The sequence below is a fragment of the Pseudoruminococcus massiliensis genome (assembly GCF_900291955.1).
Taxonomy (GTDB): Bacteria; Bacillota; Clostridia; order Oscillospirales; family Acutalibacteraceae; genus Pseudoruminococcus; species Pseudoruminococcus massiliensis.
Genome location: NZ_OLMR01000001.1, coordinates 158,723 through 180,832 on the forward strand (window position 1 = coordinate 158,723; position 22,110 = coordinate 180,832).

At 35.0% G+C, this 22,110-nt stretch carries 15 protein-coding genes; all 15 read right to left on the minus strand.

Going from position 1 to position 22,110, the window contains the following annotated elements:
* Window positions 1-29 precede the first annotated feature (29 nt).
* The 15 genes from rplT to C9914_RS00795 all read right to left on the minus strand — a co-directional run bounded on the left by rplT (window position 30) and on the right by C9914_RS00795 (window position 22,088).
* A complete protein-coding gene (gene rplT, locus C9914_RS00720) occupies window positions 30-383 on the minus strand; it encodes a 50S ribosomal protein L20 (RefSeq protein WP_022264919.1) in 354 nt (117 codons plus the stop codon).
* A 56-nt stretch (window positions 384-439) separates the two neighbouring features.
* On the minus strand, window positions 440-637 hold the full coding sequence (rpmI, locus tag C9914_RS00725) for a 50S ribosomal protein L35 (RefSeq protein ID WP_022264920.1): 198 nt from the start codon (window positions 635-637) through the stop codon (window positions 440-442).
* Window positions 638-715: 78 nt separating this feature from the next.
* A complete protein-coding gene (gene infC / locus C9914_RS00730) occupies window positions 716-1,249 on the minus strand; it encodes a translation initiation factor IF-3 (RefSeq protein WP_022264921.1) in 534 nt (177 codons plus the stop codon).
* Window positions 1,250-1,462: 213 nt separating this feature from the next.
* Window positions 1,463-3,667 (minus strand): fibronectin type III domain-containing protein, encoded by a 2,205-nt coding sequence (locus tag C9914_RS00735; protein ID WP_158707300.1) that lies wholly within the window; start codon window positions 3,665-3,667, stop codon window positions 1,463-1,465.
* A gap of 232 nt (window positions 3,668-3,899) precedes the next feature.
* A complete protein-coding gene (locus tag C9914_RS00740) occupies window positions 3,900-4,685 on the minus strand; it encodes a YdcF family protein (protein WP_106762767.1) in 786 nt (261 codons plus the stop codon).
* Window positions 4,686-4,866: 181 nt separating this feature from the next.
* The gene (locus C9914_RS00745; RefSeq protein ID WP_106762769.1) at window positions 4,867-8,604 is read right to left on the minus strand and encodes a S8 family serine peptidase; all 3,738 of its coding nucleotides are present in this window, start codon (window positions 8,602-8,604) and stop codon (window positions 4,867-4,869) included.
* Window positions 8,605-8,783: 179 nt separating this feature from the next.
* Window positions 8,784-10,949 (minus strand): EAL domain-containing protein, encoded by a 2,166-nt coding sequence (locus C9914_RS00750; protein ID WP_158707301.1) that lies wholly within the window; start codon window positions 10,947-10,949, stop codon window positions 8,784-8,786.
* A gap of 230 nt (window positions 10,950-11,179) precedes the next feature.
* Window positions 11,180-13,810 (minus strand): Ig-like domain-containing protein, encoded by a 2,631-nt coding sequence (locus C9914_RS00760; RefSeq protein WP_106762772.1) that lies wholly within the window; start codon window positions 13,808-13,810, stop codon window positions 11,180-11,182.
* A gap of 336 nt (window positions 13,811-14,146) precedes the next feature.
* Window positions 14,147-15,061 (minus strand): RluA family pseudouridine synthase, encoded by a 915-nt coding sequence (locus tag C9914_RS00765; protein ID WP_106762773.1) that lies wholly within the window; start codon window positions 15,059-15,061, stop codon window positions 14,147-14,149.
* Window positions 15,054-15,539: a signal peptidase II gene (gene lspA / locus C9914_RS00770; RefSeq protein ID WP_022264929.1), complete on the minus strand. Its 486-nt coding sequence runs from the start codon at window positions 15,537-15,539 to the stop codon at window positions 15,054-15,056. Before lspA ends, C9914_RS00765 begins: the two co-directional genes overlap by 8 nt.
* Window positions 15,540-15,650: 111 nt before the next feature.
* The gene (gene ileS / locus C9914_RS00775) at window positions 15,651-18,422 is read right to left on the minus strand and encodes an isoleucine--tRNA ligase (protein ID WP_106762776.1); all 2,772 of its coding nucleotides are present in this window, start codon (window positions 18,420-18,422) and stop codon (window positions 15,651-15,653) included.
* Window positions 18,423-18,452: 30 nt separating this feature from the next.
* Window positions 18,453-19,439 (minus strand): DivIVA domain-containing protein, encoded by a 987-nt coding sequence (locus C9914_RS00780; RefSeq protein ID WP_022264931.1) that lies wholly within the window; start codon window positions 19,437-19,439, stop codon window positions 18,453-18,455.
* 88 nt (window positions 19,440-19,527) lie between these two features.
* Window positions 19,528-20,061, minus strand: a complete 534-nt coding sequence (locus C9914_RS00785) for a cell division protein SepF (protein ID WP_106762778.1) — start codon at window positions 20,059-20,061, stop codon at window positions 19,528-19,530.
* Window positions 20,062-20,080: 19 nt separating this feature from the next.
* On the minus strand, window positions 20,081-20,815 hold the full coding sequence (locus C9914_RS00790; RefSeq protein ID WP_106762780.1) for a YggS family pyridoxal phosphate-dependent enzyme: 735 nt from the start codon (window positions 20,813-20,815) through the stop codon (window positions 20,081-20,083).
* Window positions 20,793-22,088 carry an HlyD family efflux transporter periplasmic adaptor subunit gene (locus C9914_RS00795; RefSeq protein WP_106762781.1) on the minus strand — a complete coding sequence of 432 codons (1,296 nt, stop codon included), beginning with the start codon at window positions 22,086-22,088 and terminating at the stop codon, window positions 20,793-20,795. Before C9914_RS00795 ends, C9914_RS00790 begins: the two co-directional genes overlap by 23 nt.
* Window positions 22,089-22,110: the final 22 nt, after the last annotated feature.

The window sequence follows — 22,110 nt, forward strand, 5'->3', positions numbered from 1 at the left end:
AAGAGCAAACTCAGGTGCATTGAATTTAATTATAAAGCAGCCTTAGCCTTCTCAACAAGAGCTGTGAAAGCCTGTGGGTCAGCAATAGCAATCTCAGAAAGAACCTTTCTGTTAAGTGTGATGCCAGCCTTCTTAAGACCGTTCATAAATGTTGAATAGTTAACACCGTTTACACGGCAGCCTGCAGAAATACGAGTAATCCAGAGTCTTCTGAAATCTCTCTTACGCTGTTTACGACCGATATAAGCATAGTTGCCGCTCTTCATTACGGCTTCCTTAGCCATCTTAAAATGCTTGCTCTTTGCACCCCAATAACCGCGAGCGAGCTTTAGTGTCTTTTTTCTTCTTTTGCGTGTAGCCAACGCACCCTTTACTCGTGCCATTTATATAATACCTCCGTTTTGTGCATTAAACCGTTCTAATCGGTAATACTCTTAAATTATTTGTAAGGAATGAGTCTTTTGATTTGTGCTGTATTTGTCTTATCAGCAACAGCAGTCTTTCTAAGACCTCTCTTACGCTTTGTTGTTTTCTTGTTTAAGATGTGGCTTTTGTTTGCATGAGCACGGATAACCTTACCGCTCTTTGAAAGCTTAAAACGTTTTTTTGCTCCGCTGTGTGTCTTAATCTTGGGCATTTTATTGCTCCTCCTTATTGTTCTGATTTGCTCCCATAAAGAAAGCACTTATATAGTCTTTAGTTCCGAATAATCGGTTTACTTTGTTTTCGGTCCTAAGAACATAAGCATACTGCGTCCCTCAAGCTTTGCTGGTTTTTCAATATTCGCAAATTCTGCACAAGATTCTGCAAATTTCTGCATTACATCCATACCAAGCTCAGGGTGTCCCATTTCTCTTCCACGAAAGCGTATAGAAACCTTAATTTTGTTTCCAGCCTCAACAAAACGCTTTGCATGAGCCAGCTTAGTGTTAAAGTCATGGGTATCAATATTGAGCGAAAGACGAATTTCTTTAACATCAACAACATGTTGATTTTTTCTTGCTTCTTTCTCTCGCTTAGCCTGCTCAAAGCGATATTTTCCGTAGTCCATAATCTTACAGACTGGGGGTTTTGCCTGAGGAGCAATCTTAACGAGATCGAGATTCATACTTTCAGCTTTAGATAAAGCCTGAGAAGCGGACATAATTCCGAGTTGTTCACCGTTTGAGCCGATAATACGCAGCTCTTTGTCACGAATTTCTTCATTTATCTGAAGTTCCTGCTTGCCTATGTTAAAGCACCTCCACACATAACTATAAAACGAAAACGCACGGTACAGCCGTAGCTATCCGTGCGTCAATAAGCATAATCAGAGAACGCAAAAAGTTCTCACAGAATAGTTATTGACCCATGACAGCTAAACCTCATAGGTGAAAGCGTACCGCTTTACTTTGTTGTACTCAAATAGTATATACTGATTTCTGTGTTTTGTCAAGACTTTTCGCATAATTTTATTTAGAATTTATCCTTTCATTGGGCGATAGAATATAGCCACATAATGATAAACTCCTCTATAACAATATACACCTACACCGATTTTTGTGTATATAGCCTCTCTGATATTACCTCCTTCTACACTTCTGTTTAGCCATACACTGACGGCAGATGCTGAGTCTGGCATTCCTTTTGCAATGTTTTCTCCTGCAAATCTATAATCCCCCAGACCCTCTTCTTCCAACAATGTATTCCAACCTGTGCCATCTGGTCGATTATCAGAGAAGCATTGACTTATTTCTTTTGCTCTTGTTATCGCAATAGAATCAAGAGAGACATCTCTTTTAAGTTGCATTAAATTTATTGATTTTCTATATTTGTTTATCTCATCATATAGTTCATTAGCTTTTATAATATCATCTGTTGCACCCAATGTTGTAATACTTAAAGTAGAATAATCACTATAGCTTTTGCTCGAAGATACACTTCTGATTCTGAATTTATATGTTGTATTAACAGTAAGATTATCTACCATATAGCTTGTAGCATCAGAATTTAAGGTTGTTATTAATTTATATACTTGTGAATCTGGACTAAGCTGATAAATCTCATAATTTACTGCCCCATTTTGTTTTGTCCAACTAAGCTTTACAGAATAGTATGTCTGTGAAACCGCCTTAAAATCCTTAACAGCTGGCAAACAAGTTTTTACACTAACGCTATTATAAGGTGAGTATGTTGTTATTCCTCCAGATACCAGATAAGCTCTTACTTTATAATTATAATATCTATCTGATGACAAATTTTTATCAGTATATGACTTAGCTGAAGTTGATGCAATTTTTACATATTTTCCAGTATTTATATCAAGTCTATAAATCTGATAGCCTGTCGCTGATGGATAATCCCAATTTAGCGTTATAGTAGTCGAGGTTGAAGTTTTTGAAGTAAAACTAACTGAAGTTGAAGTAGTTTTTGCATTAACTGCTGGACTTTTAGCACTTAAACCTATTGAACCATTAGAATTAACATAAGAAGCTATCTTATAGTAATATGTAGTATCTAAGTAAAGAGCTATATTAGTATATGAAGTTGATGAAGATGGTAATGCTTTTATCTTGCTGAAATTTTTATTATCAATGCTTCTATATATATAATATCCTGAAGCATTAGATGATTTATTCCAAACAAGCTTTATAGCGTCAGTAGCAACCTCTTTAACCGCAAATCCTGATGGATATGATAATTTTGAACTGCTTATTGTTAAAGCATTTACAGCACTACTCTTTGGACCAATAGCTACACCTGTTGAAGTATTCTTATATGATGCAATAGAGTAATAATATTTCTTGCCAGCTGTAAGAGAAGTATTTGTATAAGCTGTTGTATAAGCTTTAAGCGTCTTTATTTTTGAGTATTTTTTTCCGTCTGTACTTCTATAAACATAATATCCTGTCACATCAGGTGCTTTAGTCCATGTCAACTTAATTGCACTGTTTGAATATTCAGCAACCTTAAGATTTGATGGTGCTGGAACTGATGAACTGCTTGTTGTAGTTATATTTATAGCACTACTCTTTGGGCCAATAGCTACTGCACCTGTTGAAGTATTCTTATATGATGCAATAGAGTAATAATATTTCTTGCCAGCTGTAAGAGAAGTATTTGTATAAGCTGTTGTAGAAGCTTTAAGCGTCTTTATTTTTGAGTATTTTTTTCCGTCTGTACTTCTATAAACATAATATCCTGTTACATCAGATGCTTTAGTCCATGTCAACTTAATTGCACTGTTTGAATATTCAGCAACTTTAAGATTTGATGGTGCTGGAACTGATGAACTGCTTGTTGCAGTAATTTTAAGAGAAGATGTTCTTTCACTTTTTGTAATTTTTCCGTTAATATTAGTATAAGAGATAAGAGCGAAATAATAAGCTTTTCCTGCTGTAAGTCCACCAACTGTATAAGATGTTGTAGATTGTGAATTGATAGTCTTTAGCTTAGTGAAATTTGAATTATCCGTACTATAATAGACCAAATAACCTGTTACACCAGCAACCTTAGACCAACTTAGTTTTGCAGCTTTGTCTGAATACTCTGTTACTTTTAAATTTGTTGGAGCAGAAACCGCTGCATTTACATTTTCCGCCGTCATAGGTAATGTCAAAAATACTGAAAGGAGAATAAGCACTGCCAAAACAGAACTAACAACTTTCTTTCCAAAAACATTAACCATCGCTAACACCGCCTTTATTTTTCTAAAAAATACAGAAAACTCCATATTTTTACATATTTATTATATCACTCAATCATTTTATTGTCAATCTGTTTAATTTTTTTGTGTATTTTTATATATTTACTGATACAAAGATTTTAACCAATTTATAAACTGTCCCCTACAAACATAACAAAAACAAGTGATAGCATAAGCCACCACTTGCTTTTAATTTATTTTAAATTTAAAATATTTATCCAAAGACTGCCTCATTAGCGATTGCTATTGTTTCTCTGAAATGATATGTTGCAAGAAGGTATAACGGTGTATCGGCACTCACCGAACCAGTAGGATTTAAACCAACTTTTTTAGCAAGCATACTTGCTCTAAACTCGTGGAAACCGTCTGTAACTATCGCAATATCCTTGTTATATCCTTTTTCCTCAATAATTTTCTTAGAAAACTCAAGATTTTCCGAAGTAGTAGTAGATTCATCCTCCATAATTATTCTATCAGAAGCTATTCCCTTTTCAGTTAAATAATTATACATACATTGAGCTTCACTTATTTCCTCATTAGAGCCTTTTCCACCCGAAACAATACAGACTGCATTTTTATTTTCATTTAAGTATTCATATGCAGCCTCAAGCCTCTTTGAAAGCATTAGGCTTGGATTTTTCCCATTAACCTTACAACCAAGTACAACTACCGTAGAATTTTCGTTCGGAGCTTTTAACGCCGCTGCAATCATAAATCCACTAATAACCACAACATATGAAACTCCAATAGTAACTAAAGAAGTAATAATCACAAGTATACATTTTCCAAGCTTTCTACTGCTGATTTTCTTACAAATACTTTTAAATTTATTCCAAAAAACAGAAACTGCAAGACCACATATAGATAAAAATAATCCAAGTAAATTGCCAATATCAAAAATAGCAACTCTCATAGGAAGTATAAACCAGATTGCCAATCCTAAAAATATCAACGAAAATAGTACTCTTAATATAATTTTAGCAATACTCAATTTTTTCAAAACAAATCCCCCTTTTTTTCAACATATTCTAACATATTTCAGCAAAAATATTGTTAATAGATGTTTAATAAATCTCAAAAAATCGCTAACAATTTTCTGACAACTTTTTAACAAACAAATATAACAAACTAACGATTAGCTAATCAACTTTTAATTTTTGAGCCTACATTTTTTAAAAACCTTAATGTTTAAATTTTTTTCTGCTGATTAAGAATGATGCAATACTTATAGCAAGAAGTGACGCAACAAATATCAAAGCATAAATAGAATTATCTGCATCATCAGGTTGTTCTATTGGATTCAGTTCCTTACTTGGCTTTTGTTCATCACGATTACCGCCAGATTGCTGGATTGCTGACGATTCATCTTTACTCTCTTTATAAGTTCCCTGAGGCATAAGCCTTATCGTAATAACAAAATTTTCTGAACTCTCTCCGGTAGATACCTTAAATGGATTTTTCTCAACACAAAGCTTATTCGGAATATTGGTAAGCTTAACATTGTATTCACCTGCCGGAAGATTTGCACAAACAATCTTTCCATTTTCATCAGATGTAAAGCTTTTCGAATTTATTTCAGCTTCAACTCCGCTTATAGCCTTTCCGTTTTTATCAACAAACTTAAGTTTAAGGTCATCATATACAATAGTGTCGCAAAGTTTAATATCTGAAATATTATAAGCATAATCCAACGCTGCAAAAGCAACCTTATTTTGAGAGATTTTAAGTAGCTTCTTATCATCGTCATATTTCTCAGCAAGCTTTTTAAGTGCGACCTTCAGCTTTGTAATGTCATAAGTAAAGGTAGTGTTTCCGTTAGAATCAGATTTATGACCAACATAAACAATAGAATTTTTATCAAAGCCTATCTTAGCATCTTCCATAAGGTTATATATAGAGCTGCTATATTCATACTTTCCTGTTTTGCCATTATAAACTGCAACATATATATCAAAGCCTTGTATTGCATTATTATCATATCCCGAAATCTCAAGATAAGTTTTCTTATCTGCAAAATATGTCTTATATGATGTTTTGCTTGGTTTTTTGTTATCAACATTAAATTCAAAGCTTCTTTTCTGTTCTGAAATATTTCCCTTAGATTCCTCTATCTTACCACTTATTGTAAGAATGTATTTTCCATTGCTAAGTGACGAAAGTGCGGTATTTATTGAAGTAGAATCCTCATCAGAATTTGCCCTGTTTCTGTTAAACGGTTCGCTTTCATATATTATAGCTCCACTCTCGTTCTTTATAACACACTTAAAATCAATAAGATTTCTCTTAGCAAGCGAGCGTATGTATAATGTAGGATTTGTAGCTAATGAATTATTCAAAGCGGTTTTCAAGGTATTTGCATTAAATGAAATATTTCTCTCATCAAAAAGCTTAGTGAATTTATTATAACCAAGCAACATAGAATAATTAAATTCTTCTTCATTATTAGTTGAGAGATAAAGATAACTGCTTTGTTTATCGACCTTTTCATTGCTATCATATATAAAGCTGCCAAAAGCACTTTCATGTGTATAGCTTCCAACAAAACCAAGTAATGACGAACTGATTGTCACATCAGCTTCTTGAGAAAAATAAACATATCCATCGAGATAAAATCCTGCTGAAAAATAAGCTTTTTGTTCAAGGATAAAAGCTGAATTGAGCTTAATTTTAACAGTAACAGTTTTAGTTTTATTCGCATCAATACTTATAGCATCCACTTCTTTATCATCTACAATAAAACTTGAAAGATAATTACTGCTTATAATATCCTCACGATATGTCTTTTTATTCTTTGAATCATATCTTTCAGAAGAAAGTATAAGTGATGGTGTTAGAGTAATTTTTTTATCAGTTATATTAGTAATATCAAGCTTGATTTCATATGAACCAATATCACTGCTTCCAAGAACAGTAAAACCGCTTGAAATATAAGCATTTGCATTTAAAGCATTATCTAAATTAACAAGTCCTGCTCCCTGCATTCTGACAGCTTCTTTTGCTGTATCATCTCTATCGTTAATAATATCAGCTGTACTTGTTATAAGCTTATATGCAAGGTCATTTTTCTGCTCTGCGGAATATTTTTCAAAGCGTTTATCCTTATTGATATATTCTTTCAGAAGTGCAAGCTTTCCAGAAACAAGTGCTGATGAAAACGATGAGCCATTTGCTGTGCCATAACGATTATTCGGAATTGAAGAATAGCTTGGTGAAGTTTCAGCAAGCAGCGGATTTATCGAAAGACTTCCATTAGAACCACAAGACGCATTTGAAGAAATCTTTTTGTAGTTTTCATTATCGCTTATAAGAATATATTCTGTTGAAATTCTTATTCCACCAGATTCCTCAAAATCTTTAATTGATGTATCCTTTACAATCGCAGTTGGAACTACTGTAGTTTCAGTAAGTTTCGTCTTATCATCACCAAAAATTACTAATGCTAAAGCACCTCTCTGCTCAGCAAGATTTATAGCAGATTCTATATCTTCTTGCTTATCAGATACGAAAATCACTTTGTTTTTAAGTTCAATATCTCCATCATTTTTTAGATTATCATTATATATAACATAATCATAATCTCCATCATTTATATTATAAAAAGAGTATTCACTTTTACTGTTAGAGCACTTTGGCAATGTATATTCTATTCTTTCATCATTATAAAGGAAAAATGGGGAATAGTTATTTTTTCCCTCTGCAGATGAAACAGAAATAACTCTTGAAAGTGAAGCTATCGGTGATGCTGTACCATCTTCAATAGCACTTTCAGAATCAGATTTTCCGAGGTTACCAGCAGGCATTACAACTGCTGTTCCACATTTATGAATTCTCTCAAACATATCATTAAAGCTTGCCGCAAAATCATTATCAAGCATTTTTTCACTGCCATAGCTTATATTTATAATATCCGCACCTAAAATAAGAGAATCCTCTATTGCACTTAAGATAACTGTACTATCTGCCACTTTTGATGAATCAGAACTACATTTCATAAGTAAAAGCTGACTGTTATAAGCATTGCTTGCAGAAGAAATATTCTCTGTGCTACCTCCGATAATTCCTGCAACCATAGTTCCATGCTCGCAATTATCAGAAATAACATTAGTATCATTATCAACATAGTCATAAGCATATAATAGCTTTTGGCTTATATATAATGTAGTTGGTGCAAATTCTCCACTTACACAAGCTCGAAGATTAGAAATAAGATACATAAAATCATCTTGCTTATACTTTCCATTTTCTGCATCAAGTGTAAAAATTTCATGATTAGTATCAAAGCCAGTATCAAGAATCGCTGTAACTGTTCCTGAACCTGTCAATTCTGTTTCTTCTAAGTCTTCACTTATATCTTCATTGTTAGATACAGGAGTTGACTCATTTTCAATATCTTCATAAGGATTAAGCTTTATAGAAAGATAGATACGCTTAATATTATCAAGCTTTTTAATTTCGGAAAGCTTTCCATATTCACAGCTAAAAGATACCGAATTCATAACAACAGAAGTTAAACTTATTCTATCTGATTCTTGTTTTCCTATTATATTTTCAAGCGAGCTTATAAAGCTTGTTTGTTCATTCTTAATATTGGCAAGAAGTTTTTTTGTTTGTTCATCAGAAATATATTTTTGCAGATTTTGTTTTTGTGTAGATTTTAAATAGCTTTCACTTATTGATGCAGTGGCAAGCTCTGCTGTAACACTAACTATATCTGTATCTTTATATGGAATAGTAGATTCTTCATCTTTACTGATAAATTCTATCTTATCTTCAGTATTAACTTCATCGTTTATAACAAGTGAGGATTTATATATGGTCTTATCCTCCTCTTGCTCCTTTACAGTGCTTGTAAGAGGTAAGACAAAAATCGTTGTAAGCAAAAGAACCAATGCAACAACGAATGTTATTCTTTTTTTCAATGCAAAAACCTCTTTTGGTCAAAATTTTATTTTCCAAAAATGTAAGACTTTATTTTTAGGGTAATTGAATTATGATATTTAAAGCTATTATATCACATTTTCTGTAAAATGTACAATATATAATTATAGCCCGTATCATAATAGCTTTATGATATGGGCTTAATTTAAATCATTTTCAATTATTTTTCTGTCATATCTGCAACTATTCTCACCGCAAAACAATGTTCTCCAGTATAGCCATTTATTGCAGGGTGACCTAAGCAATTAACAAAAACTGCTGTTCCGTCTTTGCGTTTAATTCTATGCTTGAGATAAACTTCTTTAGAATCTTTAAGAGTATCATCTATTATCTTACGATAAACCGCTCTTTCTTCTTCTAAAATCAAATCATATTGTGTAAGCTGATTTTCTATAATATCTTCCCAAGTATAACCTGTTATTTCTGTAAAATTAGCGTCGCACTTTGCCAATTTGAAATCAGGTGTTAAAAGATAATGAGAGTATTTAAGAGGAATAATCCTTGCAGAGTTTTCCTGAATATCATTTTCTATAATAGAATCCATATCTTGAATTTTGTTATTTTTGTCTTTTTCAATCATTGATTCTACAAGCTTTTCAAATTCTGGAACTTTCAAAGGCTTTGAAAAATAATACCCCTGCATAAAAGCACAGCCTACACTGCTCAAAAAGAGTGCCTGCTGTTTTGTTTCTACACCCTCTGCAATAACAGGAATAGTGAGCTCATGTGCCATACGAATAACTGCTTTGATGATTTTTCTGCCCTTACCGCCTTCGCTATTGTCTTGATTTTGCAAAAATCTAAGATCCATTTTAAGTACATCAACCTGAACCTCTTTGAGCATATTAAGAGAAGAAAATCCACTTCCGAAATCGTCCATTTCAACAGTGAACCCAAGCTCATGAAGCTTATTGACAATATCTATAAGAACCTCTGGCTTGCTCATATATGCACTTTCTGTAATTTCGAGCCTTAACATAGATGCCGGAATATTATATTTTTCAAGTAAGCCAACAAGACGATTATCTATTTTATCATCAAGCAAATCAATTCGTGAAATATTGACAGAAACAGAAACAGGAATAAAACTTCCTTGGTCAAGCCATTTTCTCATAAGTTTGCAAGCCTGCTCCCAAATATAGTAATCAAGCTGTGAGATTTGTCCTGTTCTTTCCAAAATAGGTATAAACTCTCCTGGAGAAATCCAACCTAATGAATTATGTGTCCATCTGCAAAGAGCCTCTGCACCAATAATTTTATTTGTAACAAAATTAAACTGTGGCTGAAGCCATACGGAAATTTCACCGTTTTCTAAAGCACTTTCTACGCTTTGACTTATCACCAGCTCTCTCCATTGTTTATACCACATCTCTTTACCAAAAATTCCAAGCTGATTTCCGCTGGTATTTTTAACGCTTTTTTGTGCAACATTTGCCCAGTCGATCATTTGATTTATATTTGGATTGCTCATATCCTCGGGCTTTAGTTTATATATACCTGCTGCAATCTCTACACTATAATTGACGCCAGGTCTTATAAGATAGTTTCCGACTTTTTCACAAACCATTTCAAAGTTTTTGCGAATATCTTCTTCACCTCTAAATTTTGTAAGTGAAACCAAGGTATCGCCAGAAAATCTTCCACAAGCTTCATTATCTCCAAGAAGCTTGACAACAAGCCCAGCCCAATATCTTATAAGTCTATCACCAATTTCATATCCAAACAAGTCGTTTACAAATTTGAATTTCTTTATATCGCAAAACCATACAGCGTAACTTTCGTTTGGATTATGCTCTATAAGATATTTTGCACGCTTACGAAAACCATCAATGTTAAATGTTCCAGTGAGTTGGTCTATATTTTGAATTTGAATATCACCATCTATAAATTCTTTCTTTTGCTCACGCATAATGTGTATAAAACTTCTTTGTTTTATAGTAAGCATTAAAGCATTTTCAACTCTTCTGAGAATAGCCTCCTTAGTCATATCAGTTGAAATGCAATCGAGAACACCCATATCATAAATATCTTGAATATCTTCCTGAATACCGTCCGCAATAAGCATAACAGGAGTATCTTCCAAATAGTAGTTATTTTTTAAATCTTTAAGAATATCAACAAGTGTTTTATCAGAAAGCTTATTAGCAATAATCATAAGGTCTATACTATAATTCTCTTCGACCAAAACGCGTAATGTTTCAGCGCCATTTTCCGCCTCTATAATCAAATATTTTTCTTTAAGAGCTTTAGAAAAAGCCTTACGATTTTCAGGATTGCTATCAGAAATTAAAATTCTTATTTCTTCATCATGAATTTTATTTATCATTAATATTTCCCCTCCTGAAACAAAGTTCATAAAATGTATATACTACCCAATTTATAATATCAAATTTAAACAGATTTTTCAATATATAATATAAACCTTCAACATTATTTTTATAATTCAAAATAGACTTAAAAAAATTAAATGAAGCTTTTAATTTTAAAAATTCAGATATGATATAAATAAAAAGGAAAATCAACAATCGTGATTTTCCTTTTAATAAATATTAAATTTTAAACACAACAGGTGCTTATATTGAAACCATATTTATTATTATAGCCATCTGAAATATAATCTCCTTTAAGGAACATCTCAGCCTCGTCTATTCTTCTATAATATAGTCCCCAATAGAGTTGACCTCCTGCATGATGATAAACTGCAAATGTATTTACGAGCTTTGTTTTATTGACATGATTAAGGTCGCTATAAGATGTTAGTAAATCGTAAATATCCCAACCACCATATGTCCAGCCTGTGCCAAGGTTATATGAGAAGCTTACAAGAGCATCAAATTGATATTGATTTATTTTTATGTTGTTGTTCTTAGAAAATCTATTTACTGCACTTGTATAAGCACCCTCATTAACCTCCTTAACCAACCAAGCATAAGCTTCGTTCTTTGTGAGTGAATTATAGAAAATATCACCTGGATAAACAACTACACCATATCCAACTGTTGGAACTGGGTCATATGCCATTTGGTCACGCTCATAATGAGAGAGGAAACCTTCTTTTTCTGCGATAAATGAAATCAAATCATTACTTGCTCTGAGGTTCTGAATAGCTGTTGAACTCTTACTTGTAACCTTAGAAACAAATACTGTTCCTTTAGCATCGCTACAAGTACTCCATTTATTATTAAGATATGCGTAAGCAGTATAGTTAAATGTTCCTGCCTTTGTCATCTTAAGAGTACCCTTCCATATGTAATCATTGCCATCTTCTGTTTTAGAAGTAGCATTGACAACATATGTTTTATCACCAATAGTAACATTGAATTTAACAGCTGTGCGTTTCTTATCTGTAATAGCAACGAAGGTTACTGTTGAATTAAGCGTTGCGGAATTTGGATTTGTATAAGTGAATTTCAGTGGAGTAGCTGCAAGAACATTTACTACACAAACTGATTTATTTCCACTTGAATCTTTGGCTGTAATAGCAACATGACCAACTTCTTTTGTTGTAACAAAGCCATCAGAAACAGTTGCTATTGAAGGGTCACTACTTGTCCATGTTATTCCTGATGAAGCATAACCTTCGAGGTAAAGTGTTCTTGTTCTGTTTACTGTTGCGGAATTTTGATTAAGTGAAATCCTGCCGTTTGAGTAAACATCTTTAACTGTAACCTTACAGCTTGCTGTTGCTCCAGCGGAGGTTTTAGCTGTAATTGTTGCTGTACCATTTCTAAGACCACTGACAACACCATTTCTTACTGTTGCAACTGATGTATTGCTTGAACTCCATATTACTGAGCCTGAAGGCTTGACTTTTGCGGTAAGCTTAACATTTTCGCCTCTTGATATTGAAGCTGATGTCTTAGAAAGTGTAACGCTTGAATTTGGTACAACTTTAAGATTGAAATTGTTATAAACAGAACCTGTATCATCATATGAATAGATTCTTGCTACACCCTCTTTGAGTGCCTTAACAGTACCATCTGCTGAAATTGTTGCAACCGATATATTACTTGACCTATGATAGATGTTGCCACTTCCTGTTGATGTTTTAGCTCCTACATTAAAGATTTTTCCAACTGTAACAGATGTTGGTGAATTTGTAAGTGAAATTGAACTATAATCAGGATACTTAACTGTAATCTTAGTTGTTGCAAGAATCTCGCCTTGTGAATTTGAAGCTGATATTGTTGCAGTACCTTCGCTCATACCCTTATATTCACCAGACTGAACAACTCTAACTGTTGTCGGGTCTGATGATTTATAAGTAACATCAGCAGCAACTGGTGAAACCTTAGCAGTTAATGTTTTTTTCGCATCAACTGCAACCTTAGCGTTTGAGGGTGAAAGTGAAACACTTGTTGCAACTGGTTCTACAATATTAATATAAATGCATTTTGAAATTGTTCCTGTGCTATCATTAGCTCTTATTTTCACCTTGCCAGCTTTAAGACCTGTAACAACACCTGTTGATGAAATTTTTGCTATGCTTGAATCGGAAATATTGTAATAAACCTTTCCGCCCTCTTTAGAGGCTCTTGCGTTAATCTTAACTGAACTTCCTATTGAAATCTCCTTTGGCGGATTATCAATATAAACCTTATCATAATCAGGTTTTTTAACAGTAATTTTGGCTGTTGCACTACCTCCAGTAAGTGGATTTGTAGCGGTTAATATAGCCTTTCCCGCTGAAACACCTTTCATAATGCCGTTACTATCGACAGTCATAATCTTCTTATTAGAACTTGTCCATACAATCTTGCTCTTATCACAAGTTGATTTAACGCTTATGCCTCTGGTACTTCCTATCGCAAGATCTCTTGAGGATAATGAAAGCTTAATAGAAACTTCATCTATTTCAAGATATTCTGCAAAGCAATAACCTGTTCTTCCGTCACTCAGCTTAACATGAACCCATTCACTATCTTTATTATCAATAATAGTAACCTTGGTGTCTGGGTCTATCGTAGTAATAATAGCTGAAGATGTTGTTGCCGACTCCCTCACATTAAGATATACTGTAGAAGTTGCCATAACATATGTATTGGCATCTGCGGTGGTTGTCGGTACAGCTGTAACTGTCACAGAAGCTGCAAGCATAAACGCACAAAAAGAAGCAATAATTTTAGTTCTTAGTGCAAATTGTGGTTTCGACGGCTTAACTTCTGGTGCTAACCTTTTTGCGTGCATATAGAAACTCTCCTTATTAAATTTTATCCATTACAATTATATAACAACTCTCTTATCATTTCAAGTAATTTAGGCAAATTTGTAACAATAAAATTACAAAAATCTTGAAATTACTACAAAATAATAACATATTTTTCTTAAAAAATTGCAATTTTTATAATCCATTGAGAAAAACTTTTGTCGAAATTTGATACTTTTTGCCTTAAAGTACAAAAAAGATGCAAAGCTCGAAAATCAAGCCTTGTATCTTTTAAAAATATTAAAAACTTTGCCCTTAAAACCCACAAAAGGCTTGAGCGAAACTTTTAAATATCTTATTAGAATTTTGGAAATTCGTTAGCTAATTAAAGTATCCAAAAACTTTTGGAAATATTCTGGCAATTCGGTTTCTACTGTTATTATACGCTTATCTCTTGGATGCTCAAAGCTGATATAATATGCGTGTAAACATTGGCCATTCAAGGACTTTATCGGATTTTTTGCAGGTCCATATACAATATCTCCAGCAACAGGGTGTCCAAGCTGTGCCATATGAACTCTGATTTGATGCGTTCTGCCTGTTTCTAAAGTAAGCTCAATATGAGTAAAACCATTATATCTTGCAATAACCTTTACATGGGTAATCGCATTTTTACTATTTTTATAGGTTACAGCCATCTTTTTTCTATCTTTTGGGTGTCTGCCTATTGGTAAATCTACGGTGAAATTATCCTCTTTCAAATTACCATAAACAACCGCCTGATATTTTCTTGTAAAACTGTGTTCCTTAATCTGTTCAGCGAGTCCTCTATGTGCAAAATCATTCTTTGCAACTATCAGCAAACCACTTGTATCTTTATCTATTCGATGCACAATACCCGGTCTGAGAACACCATTTATTCCAGAAAGTGAGTCACCGCAATATGCAAGCAAGGCATTTACAAGTGTTGAATCATTATTGCCTGGGGCTGGGTGAACAACCATTCCCTTTGGCTTATTGACAACAAGTAAATCATCATCTTCATAGCGAATATCGAGCGGAATATTCTGTGGTTCAATCTCAAGCGGTTCGGGTTCAGGCTCGCTGAAACAAATTCTATCGCCATTTTTAAGCTTACAACTTTTTGCAACAGCCTTGCCATTAACAGTTACGCTACCTGTTTCAATAATGTTCTGCACAAGCGAACGAGAAAGCTCAGAATTATCCGATATGAACTTATCAAGTCTTATCCCCTCATCAGAAATATCAGCAGTTAAAATTATCTCACTCATCAGAATCTATCCTCTTTGGCTTATCATCTTTTTTATCGCTGAAAAACAGTACAAAAACAACCATAAGCACTGCACCTATTGTTATACAATAATCGGCAAAATTGCATACTGGCGGAAAGAATGAAAGCTGTAAATAATCTACAACAAAGCCTCTGAAAAGTCGGTCTATTAGGTTTCCTATTCCACCACCTATGATAAGCGTTACACTTGTAAGGAATAGCTTGTTGGTGATTTTCTTCTTGATAATTACATAAAAGAAAAGTGCAACCATAAGAATTGTAATAATCGCAAAAATCCAACTCATATTCTGCATAATGCCAAAAACAGCACCTCGGTTTTCAACATATGTGAGTGTAAGAAGATTACCTATGAACGGAACATTATCTCCACTTTGTAGATTTCCTAAGACGAAATATTTTATAACTTGGTCAATAATAACAAGAACTGCGGAAATTACCGCCGTAATAATTGCTGCCAAAATAACTCCTCCCAAATATAAATGCGTTCTGCCAAAAGCTTTAAACATATAATAAAAATTCGCTCCAAATTTATGGGTTGGAGCGAATTTATTATACTATATTATATGCGATTATTCAAGAACTTTTGCACAACGCTCACAAAGTGTGATGTGCTTAGGATTCTTACCAACTGTGTTGCTGAAGCACCAGCAACGCTCGCACTTTTCACCTGCTGCGTGAGATACTTCAACCTTAAGCTCTGTTGCACTCTCATCATTTACGATTTCAATTTCAGAAACGATATATGCAGCTGTAAGCTCACTCTCTACGGACTTGAGGAAGTCGTACATCTCGCCTGTGCATTTGAGTGTAATCTTTGCTTCGAGTGAAGAACGGATTTCCTTTGCCTTGACAGCAACTTCGATTGCTTTCTTAACAATATCTCTTGTTTCGTGGATTCTATCCCACTTTGTGATAAATTCTTCATCAGCATTGATACCTGTCTTTTCAGGCATAGAGTTGAATACTACATTCTCTGCATCGTCATTCTTGCTGTGCTTCATATACTTCCAGATTTCATCAGAAGTGAAAGCAAGGATTGGAGAAATCATTCTTGTCATAGCGTCAAGAATGATATAAATTGTAGTCTGAGCAGCACGACGAAGCTCACCATCGCTCTTTTCTGTATAAAGTCTATCCTTGAGAACATCAAAGTAGAAGTTACTCATATCTACAACGCAGAAATTGTGAACAGCATGGAATACCTGATGGAATTCAAAGCTTTCATAACCCTCACGAACCTTATCATTAAGCTCATCAAGCTTCATCAAAGCCCACTTATCAATAGGAAGGAGCTTATCGAATGATACAGAATCTGTATCTGGCTCAAAGTCGTTGAGGTTTCCGAGGATATATCTTGCTGTATTTCTAATCTTTCTGTATGCTTCTGAAAGCTGTTTGAGGATTTCCTTAGAAATTCTGATGTCAGCATGATAATCTGATGATGCAACCCAAAGACGGAGAATATCTGCACCATATTCGTTGACAACATCTGATGGGTCAATACCGTTGCCGAGTGACTTGGACATCTTCTTGCCCTCTCCGTCAACAACCCAACCATGAGTTACAACTGCCTTATATGGTGCTTCACCTGTTGTTGCAACAGATGTAAGGAGTGATGACTGGAACCAACCTCTATACTGGTCTGCACCCTCAAGATAAAGGTCAGCAGGTCTTCTGAGGTTTGGTCTTTGACCGCAAACTGCTGCGTGTGTTACGCCTGAATCGAACCAAACATCCATAATGTCTTTTTCTTTGTCGAAATCTGTGCCACCGCACTTAGGGCACTTTGTACCCTCTGGGAGAATTTCGCTTGCAGACTTCTTGAACCAAGCGTCAGAACCCTCTTGTCTGAACAACTCGGAAACAGCCATCATAGCTTCTTTATTGATATAAGGTTCGCCGCACTCTTTGCAGAAGAAAATCGGAATCGGAACGCCCCATTTTCTCTGTCTGGAGATACACCAGTCTTTTCTGTCACGAACCATATTTATGATTCTGTCTTCGCCCCAGCCAGGAATCCACTTAACGCCCTTAATTGCTTCTACTGCCTCGTCCTTGAAATCTTCAACGGAGCAGAACCACTGTTCTGTTGCTCTGAAGAGAACTGGCTTTTTACATCTCCAGCAGTGTGGATATTGGTGGATAATCTTCTTTAATGCAAACAATGCACCAATTTTTTCGAGGTGCTGTGCGATAGGCTTATTTGCTTCTTCTGTTGTAAGTCCTGCGAACTGACCTGCTTCTTCTGTAAGCTTGCCATGAGCGTCAACTGGTACAACAATCGGAATTTCAGGATAATTTCTGCAAACCTCATAGTCGTCAAGACCGTGGCCAGGTGCTGTATGAACACAGCCTGTACCGCTTTCAAGAGTAACATGGTCGCCAACGATTACAAGAGATGTTCTATCGATAAATGGGTGAGCTGTTTTCATATACTCAAGCTCTGAACCCATAATTGTGCCAACAACTTCATAATCTGTGATTCCTGCTGCTTCAAATGCAGATGCGTAAAGCTCTTCTGCCATAACGAAATATTCGTCACCGCTCTTGACCAAAGCATAGTTGAAGCGAGGACCAACGCAGATAGCTACATTAGCAGGGAGTGTCCAGGTTGTAGTTGTCCAAATTACGAAATATGTCTTGTCAAGGTCTGCTCCAAGAGCTTTGAGCTTGCCCATATCGTCTGTAACCTTGAACTTTACATAGATTGAATGGCATGGATCTTCTGCATATTCAATTTCAGCCTCTGCAAGTGCTGTTTCGCACTCAGGACACCAGTAAACTGGCTTTAAGCCTTTATAGATATAACCCTTGCAAGCCATTTCTGAGAAAATCTCAATCTGCTTTGCTTCAAACTCGTGCTGAAGTGTGATATATGGATTATTCCATTCACCGATACCACCAAGACGCTTAAACTGGTTACGCTGGTCATCAATATATCCAAGTGCAAACTCACGACAGATTTTTCTAAGCTCTATATCGTCAATAGTTGTGGAGTTACCAACACCTGCTTTTTTTCTTGCTTTCAGCTCTGTTGGAAGTCCGTGTGTATCCCAGCCTGGAACATAGGGTGCTTTAAAGCCTGACATATTTTTATAGCGGACGATAATATCCTTGAGAACCTTATTAAGTGCTGTACCAAGGTGAATATTACCATTAGCATATGGAGGTCCATCATGAAGTACGAAAAGAGGCTTGCCCTCGTTCTTCTCCATAAGCTTTTCATAAACGGAGGATTCTTCCCAATGCTTTAACATAAGAGGCTCTGACTTTGGAAGTCCTGCCCTCATCGGAAAGTCCGTTTTAGGTAAATTCAGTGTGTTATTATAATCTTGAGCCATTATCTTTTACGCTCCCTTTTTATAAAATTATCACTTTTTACTGTGAATATCAAAATCTGAACCAAACTTAAAGTCATTAAATTTGACTTCTTTATCCTCTGCAAATCTTGAAGCCTGTTCAATAGGCTCTCTTTTTACCGTTGAAGATGAGCTGATGTCTATGTTATCTTCAATTTCTTCATCAACTGGTTTCTTCTCTATTGTTTCTTTTTTATGCTCTACTGAAGCAAAAACTGTTTCAACAGGTGTTCTTACAGGCTCTTTTATTTCTTCGTTAACTGGTGCTTTTTTCTCTTCAACTGGAATTTCAACAGGCTTTTCTTCTACTACCTGCTTTGTTTCTTCAACAGCTTTAGCTTCTTCGACAGGCTTGGTTTCTTCAGCTTTCTTTTCTTCTGCCTTTGGAGCTACTATCTCCTTCTTAGGTGTAGGATATTCCTTATCAATTTCCTCATCAGTTCTAATTTGTGCCTGAATATCTGTAATATTCTTTACGGCTGTAATTTGTGCTCTATATCTCTTCAAAAGAACGGCTTGGAAAGCTTTAACATCGGCTGTAATTTTCTTAAGAAGCTCTTTTTGTCTTTCAAGTTCAAGGTTGCCAGCAGCTATTGCACGACGGCTATTTGCTGTTGAATCAGCAAGAAGCTTATCAGATTTTTGTTTTGCATCTGTCATCATAGCATCAGACTTTTCCTTAGCTTCCTTAACCATAGCATCTGCCTTTGCCTTGGCATCTCTGAGAATTACTTCTGCCTTATGATTTGCTTCTCTTATATTAGAATCTGCAAGTCTTTGTGCACTTAGAAGAACGCTTCCTACGCTTTCTTCTGTAGAGCGATATTCCTCAACCTTTTTTGCGAAAATATCGAGCTTTTTAAGATAATCATCTCTCTCGTGGAGAATATTATCTACAGTTTCAATAACGCTATCTATAAAATCATCGACATCCTCTGTCTGATAACCATTTCGTGCTTTATGAAAAGTTACATTTTTTATTTCTTCAAGTGTAAGCATATAATCTCCCTTTCCTTATAATGACAGTATCGGACAGACGCAATAATGCCTCTGCCCGAAATTTGAAGCGGATAAGCTTCGATAGATTTTACATATAAAGTCCGTTGCTTTCGAGTTCATCGAGAACTTCTTCACCTGTAAGGTCAACATTATTCGGAGTAATCATATATGTATTAGAAGCAACTCTGCTGATTTTACCCTGATTTGCGAATGCTACACCACTAAGGAAATCGAGAATTCTTCTTGCCATATCCTTATTTGTATTTTCAAGGTTAAGGAGGACTGTGTGCATCTTCATAAGTTCAACAGCAATATCCCTTGTTTCTTCGCCAAAACGCTCAGGCTTGAACAATACTACCTGCAAACGAGCAGTTGAGTTGATATTGACAACCTTACTGCCAGATTGAGATGGTCTTGGTGCAGTCTGTCTTGGTGCTGGTCTTTGTACATACTGTTGAGGTGGTTCTGGCTCTTCGTATGCTGGGCCGTACTCCTCTTCTGTTTCGTAAACTCCGCCGTCATCAACTGCGGATTCATTATCATAATAGCTATTATCTTCGTATTCCACTTCGTCCTCCGGTGGTTTCCACATATCTTTTAATTTATTCATAATGCCTGCCATTTAAAATTTCCTCCTTAGATTATGTATAGCTTCTTGCTCCGAAAAGCCCGCTACCTATTCTTACCATATTAGCACCGCAAAGAATAGCCTCATAATAATCAGCGGACATTCCCATAGAAAGATAATCCATAGATATATTATCCATTGTTTTGCCCGAAATGTCAACAAATAAATTGTGCATATCTTCAAAATATTTACATAATTCTGTTTTTTCTGCACAAATTGGTGGAATAGCCATAAGTCCTCTTACCTTTATTCCTTCAAAATGCGATATTTCGCCAAGAAGCTCATAGAGCATATCGGGGTTAAGTCCTGTTTTATTTTCCTCTCTGCCGATATTTACTTCTATAAGCACATCTGTTGTTATGCCTTGATTTGAGGAGACCTTAGCGATTTCTTTTGCAAGCTTAATACTATCAACAGATTGAATCATACTTACTTTTCCAACAATCTGCTTAACTTTGTTTGTTTGCAGATGTCCGATAAGATGAAGCTCACAATCACCAAGCTTATAATCATCATACTTTGAATTAAGCTCCTGAACCTTATTTTCTCCGATATATTTCAGTCCAAGGGAAATAGCATAATTTATAATATCGTATGAAACTGTTTTTGTTGCGGCAAGAAACTTTATATCTTCGGGCTTTCTTCCTGACTTTTCAGCAGCCTCTGCTATTCTTGCCATAATATAATCATAATTCTGCTTAACCTGTAAGAGTCTTTGCTCATACTCAGTTGATAACTTTTCCGTCATATAAATCCACTCCTTCAACGACGACCTTATCATAAACCTTTATCGTAGAACCAGAGAACAGCTCATCGTCATCAGGCTCTTGTTTACAGATTACGAAACCGCTATCTGAATAGAGCGGTACAACCTCTTTGAAATTGATTTCGTTTCCATACTGAACATAAACGCCTGAAACTTTTTTGCTGACTTCTTTTTCTTTACCGTTCTTGTCTTCGGTTGTTATTGTAATTGTATCTTGATGAATTGCTGATTCTGGAACAGAAATTCCGGTATATGAATTCATATTTATTGCAATAGTTCCCGAACGAACTGAAAGCAAATTTTCATTCATATCTGTTCCTCGAAAAATTGCAACGCCATCTGATTTGCTATCCTTACGATTTATGCTTACAAGAGTAACATTTATATTTTTAAGTGATGCTGACTGCATCGTAAGGGTCATCTGGTTATCTTTGTATTCATTTAGCTTAATAGCCTGTTCGCTTGTGACCGGACAAGCAACATACCAAAATACATCTGAAACTACCTTTCCTACTGCATTATCGTAAGTTTTTTTGCTGGAATTCTTTGCCTTGTTTAAATCTTCAGGCATAATAGAATCAATATTTTTTATATTGAGAACATTTTCATAGCCATCAAGCTCACTTGTAAAATAGCCTGCAACTGGAGCTGTAAGGTCTGAAATCTTCTTGCTTGAAGAACTTTTCATTTTGTCAATTTTACTCTCAAGCTCTGAAATTTTCTCACTGAAATCTTTAACCTTTCCTGTGAGAACCTGTCGCTCATTGATATTATATATTATCTGGTCTATGCTTTCATCAGATTTTGAAAGATTACCATCATTCTTATTTATCGACATATCAATAAGATATGTCGAAATATTCTCATCAATAACATCAGGTGTAACTGAAAGGTTTTCTGCACTGCTCTCTAATTCTTTCAAAACTGCAAGCTGTTGCTCAAGGCTTTGCAGCTCGGCTTGTTTTTGTGCGTCTTCTGCTGAATTATAAACTTCAGCAACTTTTTCGCCCTTAGAAACCTTATCCGTATCTTCCATTTTATAGGAAATGACGCCACCAATATTTTTTGAATTCATAATGGTTTCACTTCTGATAAAATATCCGTCTACATCAAGAGATTCTGTCATAGTAGAGTAAGTTGCAGATTCTGTTCTTATATTCTTGAAGCTTGCATTGCTTAAAAGATAAATTACATAAACAAGCAAAAGCACAGAGAGCAAGGCAATAATTATTCTTCTGATTATAGATTTATCCACATACTCACCTCTCTGAATCAGT

Bases quoted from the DNA above. Each gene is read 5' to 3' on its own strand.
- rpmI (WP_022264920.1), bottom strand. From the start codon at position 637: ATGCCCAAGATTAAGACACACAGCGGAGCAAAAAAACGTTTTAAGCTT.
- C9914_RS00735 (WP_158707300.1), bottom strand. From the start codon at position 3,667: ATGGTTAATGTTTTTGGAAAGAAAGTTGTTAGTTCTGTTTTGGCAGTG.
- C9914_RS00780 (WP_022264931.1), bottom strand. From the start codon at position 19,439: ATGCTTACACTTGAAGAAATAAAAAATGTAACTTTTCATAAAGCACGA.
- C9914_RS00750 (WP_158707301.1), bottom strand. From the start codon at position 10,949: ATGATAAATAAAATTCATGATGAAGAAATAAGAATTTTAATTTCTGAT.
- C9914_RS00765 (WP_106762773.1), bottom strand. From the start codon at position 15,061: ATGAGTGAGATAATTTTAACTGCTGATATTTCTGATGAGGGGATAAGA.
- rplT (WP_022264919.1), bottom strand. From the start codon at position 383: ATGGCACGAGTAAAGGGTGCGTTGGCTACACGCAAAAGAAGAAAAAAG.
- C9914_RS00760 (WP_106762772.1), bottom strand. From the start codon at position 13,810: ATGCACGCAAAAAGGTTAGCACCAGAAGTTAAGCCGTCGAAACCACAA.
- ileS (WP_106762776.1), bottom strand. From the start codon at position 18,422: ATGGCTCAAGATTATAATAACACACTGAATTTACCTAAAACGGACTTT.
- C9914_RS00785 (WP_106762778.1), bottom strand. From the start codon at position 20,061: ATGGCAGGCATTATGAATAAATTAAAAGATATGTGGAAACCACCGGAG.
- C9914_RS00790 (WP_106762780.1), bottom strand. From the start codon at position 20,815: ATGACGGAAAAGTTATCAACTGAGTATGAGCAAAGACTCTTACAGGTT.